The 19125-nt window shown below is 65.8% G+C and carries 14 protein-coding genes and 1 pseudogene; 5 read left to right on the forward strand and 10 right to left on the reverse strand.

Annotated elements, in window-relative coordinates; all coding sequences use genetic code 11:
* Positions 1–103: 103 nt before the first annotated feature.
* On the reverse strand, positions 104–1411 hold the full coding sequence (locus RS899_RS27835) for an MFS transporter (protein ID WP_045213459.1): 1308 nt from the start codon (positions 1409–1411) through the stop codon (positions 104–106).
* A gap of 412 nt (positions 1412–1823) precedes the next feature.
* On the reverse strand, positions 1824–2615 hold the full coding sequence (locus RS899_RS27840; RefSeq protein WP_054910289.1) for an AraC family transcriptional regulator: 792 nt from the start codon (positions 2613–2615) through the stop codon (positions 1824–1826).
* Positions 2616–3188: 573 nt separating this feature from the next.
* Here RS899_RS27840 and RS899_RS27845 point away from each other — a divergent pair.
* Complete coding sequence (locus RS899_RS27845) at positions 3189–4025, forward strand: outer membrane protein OmpK (protein WP_054910288.1); 837 nt, start codon at positions 3189–3191, stop codon at positions 4023–4025.
* Between the two features lie 267 nt (positions 4026–4292).
* Here RS899_RS27845 and RS899_RS27850 read toward each other — a convergent pair whose 3' ends face one another.
* A complete protein-coding gene (locus tag RS899_RS27850) occupies positions 4293–4652 on the reverse strand; it encodes a hypothetical protein (RefSeq protein ID WP_315808560.1) in 360 nt (119 codons plus the stop codon).
* 198 nt (positions 4653–4850) lie between these two features.
* Here RS899_RS27850 and RS899_RS27855 point away from each other — a divergent pair, with 198 nt between their 5' ends.
* Both RS899_RS27855 and RS899_RS27860 read left to right on the forward strand, forming a co-directional pair.
* Positions 4851–5522 (forward strand): TetR/AcrR family transcriptional regulator, encoded by a 672-nt coding sequence (locus tag RS899_RS27855; RefSeq protein WP_054910286.1) that lies wholly within the window; start codon positions 4851–4853, stop codon positions 5520–5522.
* Positions 5519–6109: an IMPACT family protein gene (locus RS899_RS27860; protein ID WP_054910285.1), complete on the forward strand. Its 591-nt coding sequence runs from the start codon at positions 5519–5521 to the stop codon at positions 6107–6109. Before RS899_RS27855 ends, RS899_RS27860 begins: the two co-directional genes overlap by 4 nt.
* A gap of 482 nt (positions 6110–6591) precedes the next feature.
* On the opposite strand, the gene RS899_RS30915 is transcribed toward RS899_RS27860, so the two are convergent.
* The 5 genes and pseudogenes from RS899_RS30915 to xdhA all read right to left on the reverse strand — a co-directional run bounded on the left by RS899_RS30915 (position 6592) and on the right by xdhA (position 13242).
* Positions 6592–7329, reverse strand: a complete 738-nt coding sequence (locus tag RS899_RS30915) for a methyl-accepting chemotaxis protein (RefSeq protein WP_401236519.1) — start codon at positions 7327–7329, stop codon at positions 6592–6594.
* Positions 7330–7506: 177 nt separating this feature from the next.
* Positions 7507–8520, reverse strand: a pseudogene (locus tag RS899_RS30920) (cache domain-containing protein); the annotation flags it as partial.
* 108 nt (positions 8521–8628) lie between these two features.
* Positions 8629–9489, reverse strand: coding sequence for a xanthine dehydrogenase accessory protein XdhC (gene xdhC / locus RS899_RS27870; RefSeq protein WP_315808562.1), 861 nt, complete (start codon positions 9487–9489; stop codon positions 8629–8631).
* Positions 9486–11825 carry a xanthine dehydrogenase molybdopterin binding subunit gene (xdhB, locus tag RS899_RS27875; protein ID WP_315808563.1) on the reverse strand — a complete coding sequence of 780 codons (2340 nt, stop codon included), beginning with the start codon at positions 11823–11825 and terminating at the stop codon, positions 9486–9488. The genes xdhC and xdhB overlap by 4 nt, the downstream gene beginning before the upstream one ends.
* Positions 11818–13242, reverse strand: a complete 1425-nt coding sequence (gene xdhA / locus RS899_RS27880) for a xanthine dehydrogenase small subunit (RefSeq protein WP_315808564.1) — start codon at positions 13240–13242, stop codon at positions 11818–11820. The genes xdhB and xdhA overlap by 8 nt, the downstream gene beginning before the upstream one ends.
* 468 nt (positions 13243–13710) lie before the next feature.
* Between xdhA and ahpC the strand changes: the two genes are divergently transcribed.
* Entirely contained in the window at positions 13711–14274 is a 564-nt protein-coding gene (gene ahpC, locus RS899_RS27885) for an alkyl hydroperoxide reductase subunit C (RefSeq protein ID WP_037016170.1), read from the forward strand.
* 197 nt (positions 14275–14471) lie between these two features.
* Positions 14472–16037, forward strand: a complete 1566-nt coding sequence (ahpF, locus tag RS899_RS27890; RefSeq protein WP_315808565.1) for an alkyl hydroperoxide reductase subunit F — start codon at positions 14472–14474, stop codon at positions 16035–16037.
* A 178-nt stretch (positions 16038–16215) separates the two neighbouring features.
* Here the strand turns inward: ahpF and cls are convergent, their stop codons facing one another.
* Positions 16216–17649, reverse strand: a complete 1434-nt coding sequence (gene cls / locus RS899_RS27895) for a cardiolipin synthase (RefSeq protein WP_054910279.1) — start codon at positions 17647–17649, stop codon at positions 16216–16218.
* Between the two features lie 42 nt (positions 17650–17691).
* A complete protein-coding gene (locus tag RS899_RS27900; protein ID WP_315808566.1) occupies positions 17692–19089 on the reverse strand; it encodes an amidase in 1398 nt (465 codons plus the stop codon).
* Positions 19090–19125: the final 36 nt, after the last annotated feature.

Consider the following 19125-nt stretch of genomic DNA (forward strand, 5'->3'; position numbering starts at 1 on the left):
AGCGTCGCGCGTCACCGTAGAAACGACAAGGCCCGGCATGCGCCGGGCCTTGTGGATAAAAAGCCCCGGCGAGTGTGCGCCGGGGCCTGGGCAAGGAGCCCAATCAGTCGGTGGTGATCTTCGAGTGCTTCTGGGTGTCCTTCATGGTCACGTAGACCAGCAGCGAGCAGGCGATGCACGCGGTGACGTACCAGTAGAAGCCGCTCTCCATGCCGACGCTCTTGAACCACAGCGCCACGTACTCGGCGGTGCCGCCGAAGATGGACACGGTCAGTGCGTACGGCAGGCCCACGCCCAGGGCGCGGATTTCGGTGGGGAACAGCTCGGCCTTCACCACGGCGTTGATCGAGGTGTAGCCGCTGACGATGACCAGCGCGGCCATGATCAGGAAGAACGCGCCCCACCAGGTGTCGATGGTGTGCAGGGTGCTGAGGATCGGGTAGGTGAACACGGTGCCCAGCACGCCGAAGGCGATCAGGATCGGGCGACGGCCGATCTTGTCCGACAGCGCGCCGACGATGGGCTGCAGCAGCATGAACAGGAACAGCGTGGCCGCCGAGATCATGGTCGAGTCGTTCTTGCTCATGCCCACGGTGTTCACCAGGTACTTCTGCATGTACGTGGTGTAGGTGTAGAAGGCCAGCGTACCGCCCATGGTCAGGCCGACCACGGTCAGGACTTCCTTGGGATGGCGGAACAGGGTGCGGATCAGGCTTTCCTTGGGCTCGTCCTTCTTGGTGCTGAAGGATTCGGTCTCTTCCATGCCGCGACGCAGGAACATGGCTACGACCGCGCACAGCGCGCCGATGAAGAACGGAATACGCCAGCCCCAGCTTTCCAACTGCTCGACGGTCAGGGTCTGCTGCAGCACGATCAGTACCGCCAGGGCGATGAGCTGGCCGGAGATCAGGGTCACGTACTGGAAGCTGGAGAAGAAGCCGCGCTGCTCCTTGTTGGCCATCTCGCTCAGGTAGGTCGCGGAAGTGCCGTATTCGCCGCCGACCGAGAGGCCCTGCAGCAGGCGCGCGAGCACCAGCAGGATCGGTGCGCCGACGCCGATGGTTTCATAGCTGGGGGTCAGGGCGATGATCAGCGAGCCGAAGCACATCAGCAGGACCGACGCCAGCAGGGCAGCCTTGCGGCCCTTGCGGTCGGCATAGATACCCATCAGCCAGCCGCCGATCGGGCGCATCAGGAAGCCCACGGCGAAGATCGCGGCGGTGTTCAGCAACTGGGCGGTCATGTCGCCCTGGGGGAAGAATGCCTTGGCGAAGTACAGCGAGAAGGCGGCGTAGACGTACCAGTCGTACCACTCGACCAGGTTGCCGACCGAACCACTGAAGATCGACTTGATGCGCTGGGAAGTCGTGCGGGGTGCGGCAGAAGCGGAGACGGCGCTTGCGCTATCCATGGGTATTCCTCTTGTCGTTGTTGTCGTCAGGCGTGCGGACTACGGGTTACGTCACGCCGGCGCGCCGCGAGGGCGGCGCAGTGCCGAGGGCGATAGCAGGCACCGTGCCAAGGCGCGAAAGCCACGTGGCACTAGGGTTTGATCGATTCATGGGGTGGTGACGGCAGGCGAAGCGGCGCCGATTGGCGAGGGTGTTGAGCGGAAATCCGCCGATGCATGTACCTGTAGGAGCGAGCTTGCTCGCGAACGAATTTCCGGCGACACCGAGGTTGGGCGATTCGCGAGCAAGCTCGCTCCTACACCAGAGACGGTGGTGTGGGGTTCAGCCAATCGCGGAGGGAGTTCGCACCCACGCGGGGGCTGGCTTGGCGTAGGAGCGGACTTCGTCCGCGATCGCCACCCGCTGGCACGGTCACCGCTGGCGGAACAAATCCCCCGGCGTAAAGCCGAACAACCCCTTGAACGAGGCGATATAGGCCGAGGTGGAGTCGTAGCCGCAATCCAGCGCCGCCGCCGTGACGCTGTCGCCCGCCTCCAGCGAGCCGAGGGAGGCGAGCAGACGCTGGCGCTGGCGCCACAGGCGGAAGGTCATGCCGGTCTCACGCTGGAACAGCCGCGACAGGGTTTTCTCCGACGTGCCGATGCGCTGCGCCCAGTCACCCAGGGTGTGGCTGTCGGTGGGGTGGTCGATTAGCGTCTGGCACAGTTGCAGCAGCCGTCCCTCCTGCGGCATCGGCAGGGAGAAGGCGACCTCCGGCAGATCGCGCAGCTGGTCCAGCAGCACTTCCACCAGCCGCGATTCGGCGCTGTCGCCTTGTGGATAATCCACCGGCAGCTCGCAGAAGCTCTTGATCAGCTCGCGCGCCAGCGGCGTGACCTCCAACACCCGGCAGCGGTCCGGGGCCCAGCGGCAGGCGTCGTCGCGGATGTACAGGCTGCGCATTTCCGCCTGGGTCGAGGTCACCACCTCATGGTCGAGGAAGGCCGGAATCCAGATGGCCCGCTGCGGCGGGGCGAAGAAGCTGCCCTCGGCGGTGTGTACGCCCAGTACGCCGGTGATGGCATAGGACAGCTGCACCCACGCGTGGTGGTGCCGGCTGGTCCAGGAGCCTGCGCGTAGCCGCTCGGCCCGCGCGTAGACCGGCCGCGGCAGGCGGTCGAGTACAGGAATCAGGCGTTGCAGCTCGGGGGGTTGTCCCTTCATCGGTACATCTTCGGAAAGTGTCGCTGATGGCCAAAGTCTGGCAGGCCTGCCCTGGAGCCTCAAGCGTGGCCCTTGGCAGTGCCGGGAAACCGCTGTGCCCATGGCCTCCGGCAGCGCCGCAAAGCGCGACCGCCCGGCGGCCCGAGTCAACCTGACAGGTGTAGTCACCGCCCTTGTCTGGCATCATCCGCGCCCGGAAAAACGCGTGGTGTATTCCGACGGCTGTTGGGTAGATTTCCCACAAGGGAGTTGTATACACAATTTGTGTTGATTCGTTTCAACACAGGTTTGTCATGTATCCAATCTTCCGGATGGCGGTTGCCATTCCTGTGCTTCCCGATGGCGCGATGCCCTTCAATCAGGCGAAGTTGTCCTGTGAGTCAAGAAATGGCCCGGCCCGTGCACCCGCGTCTTCTCTGCCAAAGGAGCGGATCCCGAGGGGTTCGTCATAAAAATGGAACATCTGGTCAGGATTGGCTCCAATCTTGCTTTTCCTCGCCAGGCCTGACCGACCGGACAGGTTCCACCGACAATTAAAAAACGCAACACGACTGCACTGATTAGGAGCAACGCATGACTCGCACTCTCGCATCCCTGCTGCTCGCCGGCGGGCTGCTCGCGGCCGGGCAGGCCATGGCTGGCGGTGAAGACCTGACCCCGGCTCCGGCATCCAATGACGGCCCGCTGATCTGGCACAACGAAAGCCTGACCTACCTGTGGGGCAAGAACTTCAAGGTAGACCCGCCGATCCAGCAGACCTTCACCTTCGAGAGCGCGAGCGCCTGGACCTGGGGTGACATCTGGTTCTTCGTCGACCAGATCAACTACAACGGCAAGGAAAGCGCCACCAACGGCAAGAACACCTACTACGGTGAGTTCAGCCCGCGCCTGTCGTTCGGCAAGATCACCGGCACCGACCTGTCCTTCGGCCCGATCAAGGACGTGCTCCTGGCCAGCACCTACGAGTTCGGCGAAGGCGACGTCGAGTCCTACCTGCTCGGCCCGGGCTTCGACCTGGCGCTGCCGGGCTTCGATTACTTCCAGCTGAACTTCTACTACCGCAAGCCCGACGGCAACCGTGTGCCGTCCGGCGCCTGGCAGATCACCCCGGCCTGGGCCATCACCATCCCGGTGGGCAACTCCGACATCCTGTTCGACGGTTTCATGGACTGGGTCGTGAACAACAAGAGCGCCAGCTCCAGCGAGCGCAATCAGTCGGACTACCACGCCAACCTGCACTTCAACCCGCAGGTGAAGTACGACCTGGGCAAGGCCATGGGTTACGAGGCCAAGCACCTGTACGTCGGTATCGAGTACGACTACTGGTCCGACAAGTACGGCATCAAGGACTCGCAGTTCTTCACCACCGACCAGAACACCGTCAGCGCACTGGTCAAGTACCACTTCTGACGTTCCGACTGACCCCGCCGCCTGGCGGGGTCGGTCTTTCTGGGGCGCTTACATCGGTTTCGTGCGCTGCATTCCAATGTCTGCAAATTTTTCGGAAATGGCCGACGCTTAATCCGGCTAGCGGCCAATTGGTCGCGCCTCCGCCAGCCTCTAGCTTTGCATCTCTTTCGCTTCACCTAGGAGATGTGAGCCATGAAGAAATTGTTGATCGCGGCAATCGCCGCGAGTCTTTGTACCCCCGTTCTGGCGACCGACCGCCACCAGCAGTCACACCGCTCGCAGCACTCGCAGTACTCGCAGCGCCCAGGCCAGATCAAACCGCTCGAACAGTATGAGCAAACTCACCAGGGCGGCTTTTACCAGGGCACGGTGACGCGCCCGATTCCCGAGGGCACAGTTGTCGAGTCCGGCGTCGATGCTGGCGCGGGTATTGGCGCAGGCGCCGCTGGGGCTGGTAGTGCAGCGGCGGCAGGCGAAGTGGCGGCAGCTGTTCCGGGTGCTGGCGCTGGCTTGAGCCTGGCTACGCCGCTGGTGGGTTCGCTCACTGTTGGGGCCGCTGTAGGCATTGGCGCAGCTGTCGTGGCGGCGGGCGCTGCCGTCGGCAATTCCGGCGGCGGTGGTGGCCACCACGGCTCGTCCGGTACCACCGGCACTACCCGGTAACGTCGACGCCCCTCGGTCTACGCCGAGGGCGTTGTCTCCGGAAGGCTGGAGCCGGTTGCCGCGCAGGTGCCGGTTCCCAGCTTTTTCCTTGCTTTTGCTTGAATCCCGCTACCCGCCTGGGTTATCCATGCAGCGCCACCGCTCAATGCACGGATATCCCGCATGACCCTCCAGGTACCCGCCCATACCGCGCCCAACGGCGAGAAGCCCGCTGGCCGCATTCGCCAGAAGAACGAGGAAGCCATCCTCGCCGCCGCCGAGGAGGAGTTCGCCCGCCACGGCTTCAAGGGCACCAGCATGAACACCATCGCCCAGCGCGTCGGCCTGCCCAAGGCCAACCTGCATTACTACTTCAGCAACAAGCTGGGGCTGTATGTGGCGGTGCTGAGCAATATCCTCGAGCTGTGGGACAGCACCTTCAACCACCTTACGGTGGATGATGATCCAGCGGTTGCGCTGGCGACCTACATCCGCGCCAAGATGGAGTTCTCCCGTCGCTACCCGCAGGCCTCGCGGGTGTTCGCCATGGAGATCATCAGTGGCGGCGAATGCCTTTCCGAGCACTTCAGCCAGGACTACCGCACCTGGTTCGCTGGCCGCGCCGCGGTGTTCCAGGCCTGGATCGAGGCCGGCAAGATGGACGCCGTAGACCCGGTGAACCTGATCTTCCTGATCTGGAGCAGCACCCAGCACTACGCCGACTTCGCTACCCAGATCGGTTTCGTCACCGGTCGCAAGCGCATGTCCAGGCAGGATTTCAGCGACGCCAGCGACAACCTCATCCGCATCATCCTCAAGGGTTGCGGGCTGACGCCGCCGTCGACCTCCGCATGAGTTTCACCCTGGCCGGCCTCGCCCGCTACGAAGAAGACATCCGCAAGAGCCGCTTCCAGTGCGTGGCCGCACCGATTGCCAGCGAGGCCGAGGCCCAGGCCTTCCTCGCCGCGCACCGGGACGCCAGCGCCGGGCACAACTGCTGGGCGTGGAAGCTGGGCAACCAGTACCGCTTCAGCGACGACGGTGAGCCCGGCGGCACCGCCGGCCGGCCCATGCTGGTGGCCATCGAGGGGCAGGACATGGACCGCGTAGTTGTCGTGGTCAGCCGCTGGTTCGGCGGCATCAAGCTCGGTACCGGCGGCCTGGCCCGCGCCTATGGGGGCTGCGCAGCGAAATGCCTGCAGGACGCCGAGCGGATCGAACTGGTGCCCAGCAGGCGAGTGGCCTTCGATTGCACCTTTGCCGAGCACGCGCTGTTCAAGGCGCGAATCCTTGCGCTCGGTGCCAGCATCGAGGGCGAATCCTTCGGTGGCGAGGGCGTGCAGGTGACGGCGGTCCTGCCGACCACGCAGATCGAGCCGTTGCAGAAGCTGCTCGGCGACCTCAGCCGCGGTCGCATCCAGGCGCGCTTGCTGGACGCCTGATTCTTCTCCCCAATCCCCGTGGAACCACCTGTGGATAACCTGTGGCTGGTCGGCTCCTGCCTACGTCGTCCGGAGGCTGCAGGGCATCGCTCATTTTCTGAGCAATTCGTTGCCAGCCTGTTGAGCAAAATATGAACAAGCTGTGGAAAAGTTGTGGATGAATTGCGCCGGGAACGCCGCTTGGGATCACTCCTGGCCATTCGGTAAATTATTCACTGGATTGATGCAGGGCTTGCGGGGCCTGGGCCCGGGCTTTTGGCTGGATGGGCGGACGGCACCCGACAGGTTGGGGGCAAGTCTCTGGACAATCTGTGGGCAACATGTGGGCAACATATGGGCAAGGTGTCTCGTCTTTGAGACATGTCGTGCGCTGATCGGTCGTCATCCACCGCCAGCCATGGCGGAAAGGCTGCCGCTTCGCTTTGAAAATCTGTGGGTAACTCTGGGGAAAAGGCGCCGGCATATTGCCGGCGCCAACGTCTTCAAAGACGGAACTGCGCCATCTGCCGCGCCAGGTCGTCGGCCAGGGTGCGCAGCTCGCGGCATTGCTCGCGGCCATGCTGCACTTCGCGGGTGGTGGCGTGGGCGAGATCGGCGATGCCCTGCACGTTGCGATTGATCTCTTCGGTCACCGCCGACTGCTCCTCGGTGGCCGTGGCGACCTGGTGGTTGATGTCGCTGATGCGCTCCACCTGGTCGGCGATGGCGCCCAGGGAAGCGCCGGCCTGTTCGCTGGCCGCCAGGCTCTGCCCGGTGGTCTGCTGGCTGGATTGCATCGAGCGCACTGCGGCCTCCGCGCCGCCCTTCAGGCGCTGGATGATCGTGAGGATTTCGTCGGTGGAGCCCTGGGTTCGGCTGGCCAGCGTGCGTACCTCATCGGCGACCACGGCGAAGCCACGGCCCAGTTCGCCGGCGCGCGCCGCCTCGATGGCGGCGTTGAGGGCAAGCAGGTTGGTCTGCTCGGAGACGCCGCGGATCACTGCCAGCACCTGGTCGATGCTCGCCACCTGCCCGGCCAGTTCGCCTACCGCGCCGGCCGCCTCGCCGATCTCCCCGGACATGCGCTGGCCGACCTGCAGCGAGCCGCCGACCACGCGCCGCGCTTCGCCGGCTTCGTCGCGCGCCTGCTGCGATGCGCTGGCCGCCTGCTCGGCGTTGCGGGCGATTTCCTGCACCGTGCTGCCCATCTCGTTCACTGCCGTGGCGACCATGTCGGTCATTTCCTGCTGGCGGCCGGCACGGTCGGCGGTGTTGTCCACCACCTGCGCCACTTCGCCGACGGTGCGCAGCAGTTGCTGGCTGGTGCCAAGCACGGCACTGATCAGCGCGCGCTGGCCTTCGAGGAAGCGGTTGAAGCCGCGTGCGAGGTCGCCCAGTTCGTCCGCGCGGCTGTCGTCCAGGCGGCGGGTGAGATCACCGCCGCCACCGCCGATCTCCAGCAGCGCACTGGTCACCTGGCGGATCGGCCTGGCGAGGCTGCGCGCCATGAGTACCACCAGCGCCAGGCAGAGCAGGGCGACCACTGCTCCGGCGAGGCCGGAGAAGGCCAGCGCCTCGCGGGCGTCGGCATAGATTTCCGCCTCCGGCACTTCGCTCACCAGGGTCCAGCCCAGGTCATGCAGCGGCAGGCTGGCGGCGAGGTAGGCCTCGCCGTTGCGTTCGAAGCGAGCGCTGTGGAAACCCTGCTGGCCGAGCAGTGCGCTCGCCGCGACGGGCCCGATCAGGTCGCCCAGGCTGCGCCCTTTGGGCAGCGTGGCGTCGGGATGAATCTGCACCTGGCCGTCGTTCTTCACCAGGTACACGCGCCCGGACTGGCCGAAGCGGAAGTCGCTGATCAGCGTCGACAGTTCGCGCATCTCCAGGCCCAGGCCGGCAATGCCGAGCAGCTTGCCGTCGCGCTCCACGCGCTGGTCGATGAACAGCGCCAGTTCGCCGGTGCTGCCGTCGGTGTCGATGTTCCACATGCGCGGCTTGCCGCTGTCGATGAACTGGAAGTACCAGCTGTCCTTCGGCTCGCTGCGGCTCAGCGTGCGTTCCTTGCCCTTGTCGCTGTAGTAGGCGCCGCTGGCGTTGGAGGTGATCAGCGCGGAGAAGGCCTTCTGCGAGGCGCGGATGCCGCCCAGGTAGCGGGTGAACTCGGCCAGTTGCGCGGGGCTTTCGCCGGCGGCCAGCCAGTCCTGCACCAGGGTGTTGTCGGCGATGCCGGCCGCTGCGGTGATGGGGCCGGTGAGGCGCTTCTCGAAGTCATTGGCAATCGCCTGGATGCTCGCGGGCAGCGCCTGTTCGAGCAGGTAACGCTCGCTGAGGCGGTTGACCAGCACGGCATACAGGCCGAGGACGATGAGCAGGCTGATGAGCAGGGCGGCGCCCATGCTGAGGATGAGCTGGGTCTGGATACTTCGCAGGCGCATTTTCTTGTTTTCCTCCGAACGCACAACGAAACGCCCGCCGGGCGGCGGGCGAAGAGACGGGGTCGTTGAGTGTATCGGCGGTAGCGGGGAAAACTGTTGTCCCACTGGTCAGGTTTTTGCGCCCGCTGGCGTGTCATTGCACGCACCTTCGCTACACAGCGCGGCCCATTCCACGCCGTCACGCGTCTGCCGGGCGGGGGCGTCCTGGTGATAGCGGGCGATGACTTGGGCGGCGACCGAGATGGCCACTTCCAGCGGGCGCTTGCCGGGTACTTCGGAGAGGCCGATGGGGCAATGCATCTGCTCGATCACCTGCTGTGGATAACCGTGCTGCTCCAGCCTCATCTGGAAGCGCCGCGCCTTGGTGCGCGAGCCGATCATGCCGAGAAAGCCGGCGTCGCCGCGCTTGAGCACGGCTTCGGCAATGGCGTAGTCCAGTGGATGGTTGTGGGTCATGACCAGGAAGTAACTGCCCGGTGGCGCTTCGTGCACGGCGTCTTCCGGCTCTTCCAGCAGGCGCATGCGCACGCCCCCGGGGACGGACTGGGGAAACTCCGCCGCGCGGCTGTCCACCCATTCCAGGCGCAACGGCAAACCTGCCAGCAATGGCGCGAGGGCGCGGCCGACGTGCCCCGCACCGAACAGCACCACCTGTGGCCCTCGCGCGGCAAAACACTCGAACAGCAGGCTGGCGCGCCCGCCACAGCACTGGCCCAGCCGCGCGCCGAGGGGGAAGTGTTCCAGCGCCTGGCGATCCTTGCCGGCCAGCAGCAACTGGCGGGCGTGCTCGATGGCAGCGAACTCCAGGTGACCGCCGCCGATGGTGTCGAAGATTTCCCCGGCGGTGACCAGCATCTTGCTGCCGGACTCGCGGGGCGTGGAGCCCTGCACGCCGACCACGGTGATCAGCACGTAGCCCTCGGCGCTGTCGCGCAGGCGGGCGACGGCGTCCATCCAGGTGCGGGTCATACTCGGTTCTCCTGGCGCATCGCCTCACAGGCCCAGAGTACCCGCTCCGGCGTCGCCGGCGTATCCAGGTCGGGGCTCAGGCGGTAATCCGCGAGGCTGGCAATGGCATCGCGCAGCGCCGACCACGCCGAGATCGCCAGCATGAACGGCGGCTCGCCCACGGCCTTGGACAGGTACACGCTGTCCTCCTCGTTGGGGCGCTCGAACAGTGCCACGCGGAAGTCTTCTGGCGTGTCGCTCACCGCTGGGATCTTGTAGGTCGCCGGCCCCACTGTGAGTAGCTTGCCCGCGTCATCCCAGCGCAGCTCCTCGGTGGTCAGCCAGCCCATGCCCTGGATGAAGCCGCCCTCGATCTGGCCGATGTCGATGGCCGGGTTAACGCTGCGGCCGACGTCATGGAGGATGTCCACGCGCAGTACGCGGTACTCGCCGGTCAGCGTGTCCACTTCCACCTCGGACACCGCCGCGCCGTAGGCGAAGTAGAAGAACGGATGGCCCTGGCCCTTCTCGCGGTCGTAGAAGATTTTCGGCGTGCGGTAGAAACCGGTGGCGGAAAGCTGGATGCGCGCGAAGTAGGCAGCCTGGATGGCCTCGACGAAGTCCAGGTGCCGGGTTCCCACCGTTATGCCGCCGTGTTCGAAACGTACTTCCTGCGGCTTCACCTCGTCGCGTTCGGCAAGGAAGTCGACCAGCCGTTTCTTCAGCGTCCGCGCCGCATCGCGGGCAGCCATGCCATTCAGGTCGGTGCCGCTGGAAGCGGCAGTGGGCGAGGTGTTCGGCACCTTGTCGGTGCGCGTGGCGGTGATCACCACGCGCTCCAGCGGCACCTGGAATTCCTCGGCGACGATCTGCGCGACCTTGGTGTTCAGGCCCTGGCCCATCTCGGTGCCGCCGTGGTTCAGCTGGATGCTGCCGTCGGTGTAGAGGTGGATCAGCGCGCCGGCCTGGTTCAGGTGCTGCGCGGTGAAGGAGATGCCGAATTTCACTGGTGTCAGGGCGAGGCCTTTCTTCAGCACTGGGCTCCGCGCGTTGAAGTCATGGATCGCCGAGCGGCGCGCGGCGTAGTCGCTGCTCGTTTCCAGGCGCGCGATCAGCTCGCCCAGCAGGTTGTGCTCGACCTTCTGGTGGTAGGGCGTCAGCTCGCGCCCCATTCCGCCGTAGAGGTTGAGTTTGCGCACATCGAGCGGGTCCTTGCCCACCGCGCGGGCGATGTCGTCCATGGCGCGCTCGATGACCATCATCCCCTGCGGCCCGCCGAAGCCGCGGAAGGCGGTGTGCGAGACGATGTTGGTGAAGCTGCGGTAGCCGGAGATGGCCACGTCGGGGATGAAGTAGGCGTTGTCGGCGTGGAACATCGCGCGGTCGACGATGGCGTCGGAGAGGTCCGGCGAATGGCCGCAGTCGCCCACCACTTCCAGTTGCGCGGCGAGCAACCGGCCCTCATCGTCGAAGCCGACGCGGTAGCGGTTGTGGAAGGGGTGGCGCTTGCCGGTCAGGCGCATGTCGTCGGCGCGTGGCAGGCGCAGCTTCACGGCTTGTCCGGTCTTGCGTGCGAGCAGCGCAGCGAGGCAGGCGAAGGGCGCGGCCTGGGTTTCCTTGCCGCCGAAACCGCCGCCCATGCGCCGCACCTCCACGGTGACCTTGGCCAACGGGATCGCCAGCACTTCGGCCACCAGTTTCTGTACTTCGCTGGGGTGCTGGCTGGAGGTGTGCACCAGCATGCCGCCGTCGTCGCCGGGCAGCGCCAGCGAAGCCTGGCCTTCGAGGTAGAAATGCTCCTGGCCGCCGATGAACTGGCGGGCCTCCAGCAGGTGCGGGGCTTTCTCCAGCGCCGTTTGCGCATCGCCCCGGCGCATGTGGTGCGGCGGGCGCACGAAGCGTTCCTCGGCCTTGGCCTTGAGCGGATCGATCAGCGGGTCTTCCGGCGCGTATCCGACCTTCGCCAGGCGTACCGCCCGGCGTGCCTGGATCAGGCTGTGCGCCGCGACGGCGAACAGTGCCTGCCCGTGGTACTTCACCCGCTCGCCGGCCAGCAACGGGTCGCCGGGGAACACCGGGCCGATGTCGGTGTGGCCGGGCACGTCGTCCAGGGTCAGCACGGCCACTACGCCGGGGGCGCTTCGCACCGCGTCGAGGTCGAGGGAAAGAACAGCGCCGCAGGCGATTTCCGTGACGCCGACGGCGGCGTGCAGCAGGTCGCGCGGCTCTTTCAGGTCGTCCACGTAGCGTGCGGCGCCGCTGACGTGCAGCGCTGCGCTGTCGTGTTCGCGGGGCTTGCCCGCGCTGTGGATGGCGACCGCGACGCCATTGCTGGCCAGCGGTGGCAGGCTACGCATGGCGCACCTCCGCGGCATTGTCGGACCATTCCAGTAGTGCGCGCTGCAGCAGGTTCTGCGCCACCTTCAGGCGATAGGCGGCGCTGGCGCGCAGGTCGTCGATGGGCTGGAAATCCTCCGGGATCGCGGCCTGCGCCGCAGCGATGGCCGCCGTGTCGAATGGCTTGCCGCGCAGCGCCGCTTCAGTCCGCACGCCGCGCAGGGGCGTGGCCGCCATACCGCCGCAGGCGAGGCGCACGTCGGTGACGATGGCGTTGTCATCGAGATCCAGTCGCAGCGCCATGCACACGGCGGAAATGTCGTCGTCGCGGCGTTTGGACACCTTGTCGACACGGAACCGCTGGTGGCTGCCCAGGCGCGGGATCAGCACCGCTTCGATGTACTCGCCGGGCTGCAGGACGGTCTTGCGATAGCCGGTGAAGAATCCATCGACAGGCACCTCGCGCACGGCTCCCGACTGGCGCAGGCGCAACGTCACATCCAGGGCCAGCAATACCGGCGGCATGTCGCCGATGGGCGAGGCGTTGGCGATGTTGCCGCCCAGGGTACCGCGCTGGCGGATCTGCAGGGAGCCGAGGCGTTCCAGCAAGGCGCTCACGCCGGGGAATTCGTCCAGTGCAGCGAGGCAGTCGGCATAGGGGCGTGCGGCACCGATCAGCAGGTGGTCGGCATGGCGTTCCAGGCGTTGCAGCTCGTCGACGCGGTCGAGGTGGATCAGCGCCGGGAAGGCTTTAAGGTTCTGCGTCGCTTCAAGCGCCAGGTCGGTGCCGCCGGCGATCAGCCGCGCCTGCGGGTGGCGCTGAAGCAAGTCGTCCAGCTCATCAAGCGAGCCGGGCAACCAGGCCTGCGCGGAGCCTTCGCAAAGGGCGCCGGCTGTGGAGATGTCCCGCAGGCGAGCTGCCGTCAGGGCACTGTTCTGCTCGAAGCTGTCCAGGCACAGCTGCCCGGCGATCTGCGCGGCAGCATCGAGGATCGGCCGATAGCCGGTGCAGCGGCACAGGTTGCCCGAAAGTGCCGTCAGCGCCGTCTCGCGGTTATGTGGCGGCGGTGAATGGCGCCAGGCGAACAGCGACATGACGATGCCGGGTGTGCAGAAGCCGCACTGCGAGCCGTGGCAATCGACCATGGCCTGTTGAACCGAGTGCAGCGCGCCGGGTTCGCCCAGGTGCTCAACGGTCAGCACCTGGCGTCCGTGGACCGCCCCCAGCAACGTGATGCAGGCGTTCACCGCACGGTAGCGCAGGGCTTCGCCCTCGGGCTCGGCGAGCACCACGGTGCAGGCGCCGCAGTCGCCCGAGGCGCAGCCCTCCTTGGCGCCGGTGCGGGCGCGGTAGATGCGCAGGTAGTCGAGCAGGCTGGTCTCGGGCGCGAATCCGTCGGCCTGGACTGCTTCTTCGCCGAGCAGGAACTGGATCATCGGGAGTCCTCGTCGTCATGCGTGCGGCGTGCCGCTTCGCGAAGGCTGACCGGAACGGGCGAGAACCCTGCGTTAGCGGCCCACGCAAACAAGCATAGGCGCGTGGGCGGGCAGGGCAAAAAAGCAGGGGCTGGCAAGGCAGGGTGAGGCACCGTACGTCGCGTTTGCCGTTGCCCTCGAGCGGCTTTCGCGCCAAGGTGTGAAGACCGGCGCCAGCCGCCGGACTCAGGGGGGAGGGCTTGAAGCCGCCAGGCAGAGCCCTTGAAGCGGGTATTCAGGTGTAGGATCCCGCGGTTCGCTCGATAGGAAACTTCTTCCTTTTATAGCTACCCTCATAGAAATACTCAATATTCCTAATGCCCTAAATCAATGGGCCTTTTTTGTCATCAGACGATAATCTTCTACCTGTCGAATTTCTAACGATCGACCCACTCGATTAAACGACAACTCTCTACGAGGAATTGCCTAATGAACCTGATCAACACCCAAGTCCAACCGTTCAAGGTCAACGCTTTCCACAATGGCAAGTTCATCGAAGTCACCGAGCAGTCCCTGAAGGGCAAGTGGTCGGTACTGATCTTCATGCCGGCAGCCTTCACCTTCAACTGCCCGACCGAGATCGAAGACGCCGCCAACAACTACGCTGCGTTCCGTGACGCTGGTACCGAGGTTTACATCGTGACCACCGACACCCACTTCTCCCACAAGGTGTGGCACGAAACCTCCCCGGCTGTTGGCAAGGCTCAGTTCCCGCTGATCGGCGACCCGACCCACCAGCTGACCAACGCTTTCGGCGTGCACATCCCGGAAGAAGGCCTGGCCCTGCGCGGCACCTTCGTGATCAACCCGGAAGGCGTGATCAAGACCGTCGAAATCCACTCCAACGAGATCGCTCGTGACGTCGGCGAGACCCTGCGCAAGCTGAAAGCTGCCCAGTACACCGCCGCTCACCCGGGCGAAGTCTGCCCGGCCAAGTGGAAAGAAGGCGAGAAGACCCTGGCTCCGTCCCTGGACCTGGTCGGCAAGATCTAAGAACGGCCGGGAAGCGGTTGCGCGGCAGCTCCTGCCGCGCAACCACCGGGCGCCCGCCCACAGCGCTTCCCCCACCGTTTTGCAGTACCCCGAGGATGCCTACCGGCATCCTCCCTGCCTAAAGCCAAAAGCGTGCGTAGGGTGGGCCAGAAGGCTCGCCGGGGAACCCCTTTGCTCAAATTCCGAGGATCTGGATCATGTTGGACGCCACTCTTAAAACCCAGTTGAAGGCCTACCTGGAAAAGGTTCAGCAGCCGTTCGAGATCGTCGCTTCCCTCGATGACAGCGACAAATCCCGCGAACTGAGCGAACTGCTGCACGACATCGTCGGCCTGACCGACAAGATCACCCTGCGAGAAGATGGCAGCGATGCCCGCAAGCCGTCGTTCTCGCTGAACCGCCCGGGGGCGAACATCGGCCTGACTTTCGCCGGTATCCCCATGGGCCACGAATTCACTTCCCTGGTGCTGGCGCTGCTGCAGGTCGGCGGCCACCCGTCCAAGCTCGAGGCCGATGTGATCGAGCAGGTCAAGGGCGTGCAGGGCAAGTTCGAGTTCGAAACCTACTTCTCGCTGTCCTGCCAGAACTGCCCGGACGTGGTGCAGGCGCTGAACCTGATGGCCGTGCTCAACCCGAACATCCGCCACGTCGCCATCGACGGCGCGCTGTTCCAGGATGAAGTCGAGCAGCGCCAGATCATGTCGGTGCCGAGCATCTACCTGAACGGCGAAGTGTTCAGTCAGGGCCGCATGGGCGTGGAAGAAATCCTCGCCAAGATCGACACCGGCGCCGCGGCCCGCGAAGCCGAGAAGCTGTCGGCCAAGGAAGAGTTCGACGTACTGGTTGTCGGCGGTGGCCCGGCCGGCGCTGCGGCTGCCATCTATGCCGCCCGCAAGGGCATCCGCACCGGCGTTGCCGCCGAGCGTTTCGGCGGCCAGGTGCTGGACACCATGGCCATCGAGAACTTCATCTCGGTGACCGAGACCGAAGGCCCGAAACTGGCGCGCCAGCTCGAAGAGCACGTCAAGCACTACGAAGTCGACATCATGAACCTGCAGCGCGCCAGCGCGCTGATTCCGGCCAAGAGCGTCGGCGGCCTGCACGAAGTGCAGTTCGAGGGCGGCGGCAGCCTGAAGGCCAAGTCCGTGATCCTGGCCACCGGCGCCCGCTGGCGTGAAATGGGCGTGCCGGGCGAGAAGGAGTACAAGGCCAAGGGCGTGTGCTTCTGCCCGCACTGTGATGGCCCGCTGTTCAAGGGCAAGCGCGTGGCGGTGATCGGCGGCGGCAACTCCGGCGTCGAAGCGGCCATCGACCTGGCCGGTATCGTGTCCCACGTGACCCTGCTGGAGTTCGACAGCAAGCTGCGCGCCGATGCCGTGCTGCAGCGCAAGCTGTTCAGCCTGCCGAACGTGGACGTGATCACCAGCGCGCTGACCAGCGAAGTGAAAGGCGATGGCCAGAAGGTCACCGGCCTGGTCTACAAGGACCGCAACTCGGAAGAGTTCAAGTCCATCGACCTGGAAGGCATCTTCGTGCAGATCGGCCTGCTGCCCAACAGCGAATGGCTCAAGGGCACCATCGAGCTGAGCCCGCGTGGCGAGATCATCGTCGATGCCCGTGGTGAAACCTCGCTGCCCGGCATCTTCGCCGCTGGCGACGTGACCACCGTACCGTACAAGCAGATCGTGATCGCGGTCGGCGAAGGCGCCAAGGCGTCGCTTTCCGCCTTCGATCACCTGATCCGCTCCTCCGCGCCAGCCTGATGACCTCGCGCTAGAGAAAGAAACGCCCGGCTCACGAGAGTGAGTCGGGCGTTTTCTTTTGTGCGGCAAAAGCATTCGCGAGCAAGGACTAGGCGTCCCCCTCGGTCCTGCGAAGTGCGAGCCCACCATGAGCCTGTAGGAGCGAGCTTGCTCGCGAACATGGCCCGCACCAGAGCCTTTAGAGAATCGGCGACACCAGTCGCGCCACCCGCATCCCCAGTTGCTGCAACCGGTGCACGCGCCTGCGGTCGTCCAGGGTCATCTCCACCGACTGGGCGAAGTCCTCTTCCAGCATGGCTTCCACGTCGCGGGCGAAGCCTTCGTCGACGGTGATCACCATGATCTCGAAATTCAGGCGGAACGAGCGGTTGTCCAGGTTGGCGCTGCCCACCGCGGCGCTGTCGTGGTCGATCAGCACCACCTTCTGGTGCAGGAACCCTGGCTGGTAGCGGAATACCCGCACGCCAGCACGCACGGCCTCCAGCGCATAAAGGCTGGAGGCGGCGTACACCGTCTTGTGGTCCGGCCGAGAGGGCAACAGGATGCGCACGTCCACGCCGCGCAGTACCGCCAGGCGCAAGGCAGCAGCGACGGCTTCGTCCGGGACGAAGTAGGGCGTGGTGATCCACACCCGCTCAACCGCCGCGTTGATCGATTCGACGAAGAACAGCGAGCAGGTTTCCTGGGTGTCCGCCGGGCCGCTGGGAACGACCTGGCAAAGCATCCCGGCGTCGTCGTAGCCATCGGGCAGGATCAGTGTCGGCAGGGTATGGGTGGCCCAGAACCAGTCCTCGGCGAAGCACTCCTGCAGGCAGGCTACCGCCGGCCCGCGCAGCTCGATGTGAGTGTCGCGCCAGGGCGCCAGCGGCGGCTTCTCGCCCAGGTACTCGACACCGACGTTGTGCCCGCCGACGAAGCCGCGCAGGCCATCGACGACCACTATCTTGCGATGGTTGCGGAAGTTCACCTGGAAGCGATTGATCATCCCGCTGCCGGTGCTGAACGCATGCACCTGCACGCCGCCCTGGCGCAGCTTGTCGATGTAGCGGCGCGGCAGCGAGTGGCTACCAATGCCGTCGTACAGCAGGAACACGTCGACGCCATTCGCCGCGCGCTCCAGCAGCAGCTGCGCCAGGCGCTGGCCGAGGGCGTCGTCGCGGATGATGAAGAACTGCACCAGCACGACTTTCTTCGCCGCCGAGATGGCTTCGAACATCGCATCGAAGGACGCCTTGCCGTTCACCAGCAGGCGCACCTCGTTGTTCGCCAGCGTTGGCATGCGCGCCAGCCCGACCATCGCCTTGAGCGCCTTGTAGCCATCGTACTGGCGTGCGGCGAGGGCCTCTTCCACCCAGGGGCGCCAGTCCAGTTCGGCGGCGGCCACGTGCATCTCCTCGTTGGCTTGCCGGCGCGCGCCGATGTAGGCGTCGAAGCGGCTGCGGCCGAAGACCAGGTAGGGCACCAGGGTCAGCAGCGGCATGAATACCAGCGAGGTCGCCCAGGCAATGGCGCCCTGCGCGGTGCGCACGCTGAGCACGGCATGGACCGCAGCGATGATCCCGAGTAGCTGGACCACCACCAGGAAGTGGGCGATGTAGGCAGAGTAATGCATGGGCGCGCGATCGGTTCCTTGTGGTCGGCGATTGGGCTGAGCTTAGCTGGCTGCCGGATACTGCGGCCAACGGTGGATGGGGCCGCGCCAATGTTCGTAGGCCTTGCCCAGGCGCAGCACCTCGACGTCGGCGAAGCGCGGGCCGACGATCTGCAGGCCGATGGGCATGCCTTCGGCAGTGAAGCCGCAGTTGATTGAGAGTGCCGGTTGCTCGGACATGTTCCATGGCACGGTAAAGCCGATGTGCTCGAAGGGCTGCGCCGGGTCGTTGGTGGGCGAGGCCCACTCGGCGGGGAAGGCGGCGACCTGGTTGGTCGGCGAGAGCAGGAAGTCGATCTCGTGGAATTGCTCGGCGGCCCGGCGGCGCATCTCGAACGTCTGGTTGAAGCCGCGTACTGCTTCGGCACCGCTCACCGCCGCGCCGCCCTCGGCCCACTGGAAGATGTAGGGCAGCACCTTGGCCTGGCGGTCCGCCGGCAGGTTCTCCAGCTCGGCCCACAGGCGCGCGCGCCAGAACCTGTCCAGGCCCTCGAGCAGCTCGCGGTCGAGGATCGGCCGAACCTCGATGATTTCCGCGCCGGCATCGGCGAATTGTCTCGCGGCGGCTTCCACCGCAGCGCACACCTCGGGCTCGGGGCGCAGGCCGCAGCCGGGGTCCAGCTGCAGGCCGATGCGCAGTCCGCGCACCTCGGCATAGTCGATATGCCAGTCGAGATCGGCTGGCGGCAGGGCCGTGGCGTCGCGCCAGTCGGGGCGTGCCAGGTGCTTCATCATCAGCGCCGCGTCGTCCAGCGTGCGGGTCATGGGGCCGGCGCAGCGCCCTGTAAAGTAGGGATCGATGGGGATGCGCCCCAGGCTCGGCTTGAAGCCGACCAGCCCGCACCAGCCCGCCGGCAGGCGCACCGAGCCGCCGATGTCGGTGCCGATGTGCAGCGGCCCGTAGCCGGCCGCGGCCGCCGAGGCTGCACCGGCGCTGGAGCCGCCCGGATTCATGCGCAGGTCCCAGGGGTTGCGGGCCAGCTTGTGGAAGCTGGAAAGCCCGGAGGAGAGCATGCCGAAGTCCGGCACCGTGGTCTTGCCCAGCAGGATGGCGCCGGCCTCGTTCATCCGCGCGGCGGGTGGGGCGTTGCCGGTCGCCGGTTGCAGGAGGGTGGCGGCGCTGCCCTGCGGAGTCGGGTCGCCGGTGGTGGCGATCAGTTCCTTGATGGTCACCGGTACGCCGTCCAGCTCGCCGCAGGGCGCGCAGCGGATCCAGCGCGCCTCGGAGCGCCGTGCCTGCTCGATCGCGCGCTGCGGGTCGAAGGCATAGAGGGCGCAGAGCTGCGGTTCCCAGCGTTCGATATGGGCGATCAGATAGTCGAGGTACTCGACCGGGGAAAGCTGGTGCGAGCGGTAGAGGGCAAGCAGTTCGACGGCGGACAGATCGTGCAACGGTGGCATGGCGGTCTCCGGCGGGGGCTGTGCCTCACCCTAACC

This window comes from Pseudomonas sp. C9-3 (genome assembly GCF_032392015.1).
GTDB classification, from domain to species: Bacteria; Pseudomonadota; Gammaproteobacteria; order Pseudomonadales; family Pseudomonadaceae; genus Pseudomonas; species Pseudomonas nitroreducens.

Excerpts from the sequence above, each read along its gene's own strand:
- RS899_RS27860 (WP_054910285.1), top strand. The coding sequence starts at position 5,519 with ATGAGTTTCACCCTGGCCGGCCTCGCCCGCTACGAAGAAGACATCCGC.
- RS899_RS27845 (WP_054910288.1), top strand. The coding sequence starts at position 3,189 with ATGACTCGCACTCTCGCATCCCTGCTGCTCGCCGGCGGGCTGCTCGCG.
- xdhA (WP_315808564.1), bottom strand. The coding sequence starts at position 13,242 with ATGATCCAGTTCCTGCTCGGCGAAGAAGCAGTCCAGGCCGACGGATTC.
- RS899_RS27855 (WP_054910286.1), top strand. The coding sequence starts at position 4,851 with ATGACCCTCCAGGTACCCGCCCATACCGCGCCCAACGGCGAGAAGCCC.
- RS899_RS27840 (WP_054910289.1), bottom strand. The coding sequence starts at position 2,615 with ATGAAGGGACAACCCCCCGAGCTGCAACGCCTGATTCCTGTACTCGAC.
- ahpC (WP_037016170.1), top strand. The coding sequence starts at position 13,711 with ATGAACCTGATCAACACCCAAGTCCAACCGTTCAAGGTCAACGCTTTC.
- RS899_RS30915 (WP_401236519.1), bottom strand. The coding sequence starts at position 7,329 with ATGACCGACATGGTCGCCACGGCAGTGAACGAGATGGGCAGCACGGTG.
- xdhC (WP_315808562.1), bottom strand. The coding sequence starts at position 9,489 with ATGACCCGCACCTGGATGGACGCCGTCGCCCGCCTGCGCGACAGCGCC.
- cls (WP_054910279.1), bottom strand. The coding sequence starts at position 17,649 with ATGCATTACTCTGCCTACATCGCCCACTTCCTGGTGGTGGTCCAGCTA.
- ahpF (WP_315808565.1), top strand. The coding sequence starts at position 14,472 with ATGTTGGACGCCACTCTTAAAACCCAGTTGAAGGCCTACCTGGAAAAG.
- xdhB (WP_315808563.1), bottom strand. The coding sequence starts at position 11,825 with ATGCGTAGCCTGCCACCGCTGGCCAGCAATGGCGTCGCGGTCGCCATC.
- RS899_RS27900 (WP_315808566.1), bottom strand. The coding sequence starts at position 19,089 with ATGCCACCGTTGCACGATCTGTCCGCCGTCGAACTGCTTGCCCTCTAC.
- RS899_RS27835 (WP_045213459.1), bottom strand. The coding sequence starts at position 1,411 with ATGGATAGCGCAAGCGCCGTCTCCGCTTCTGCCGCACCCCGCACGACT.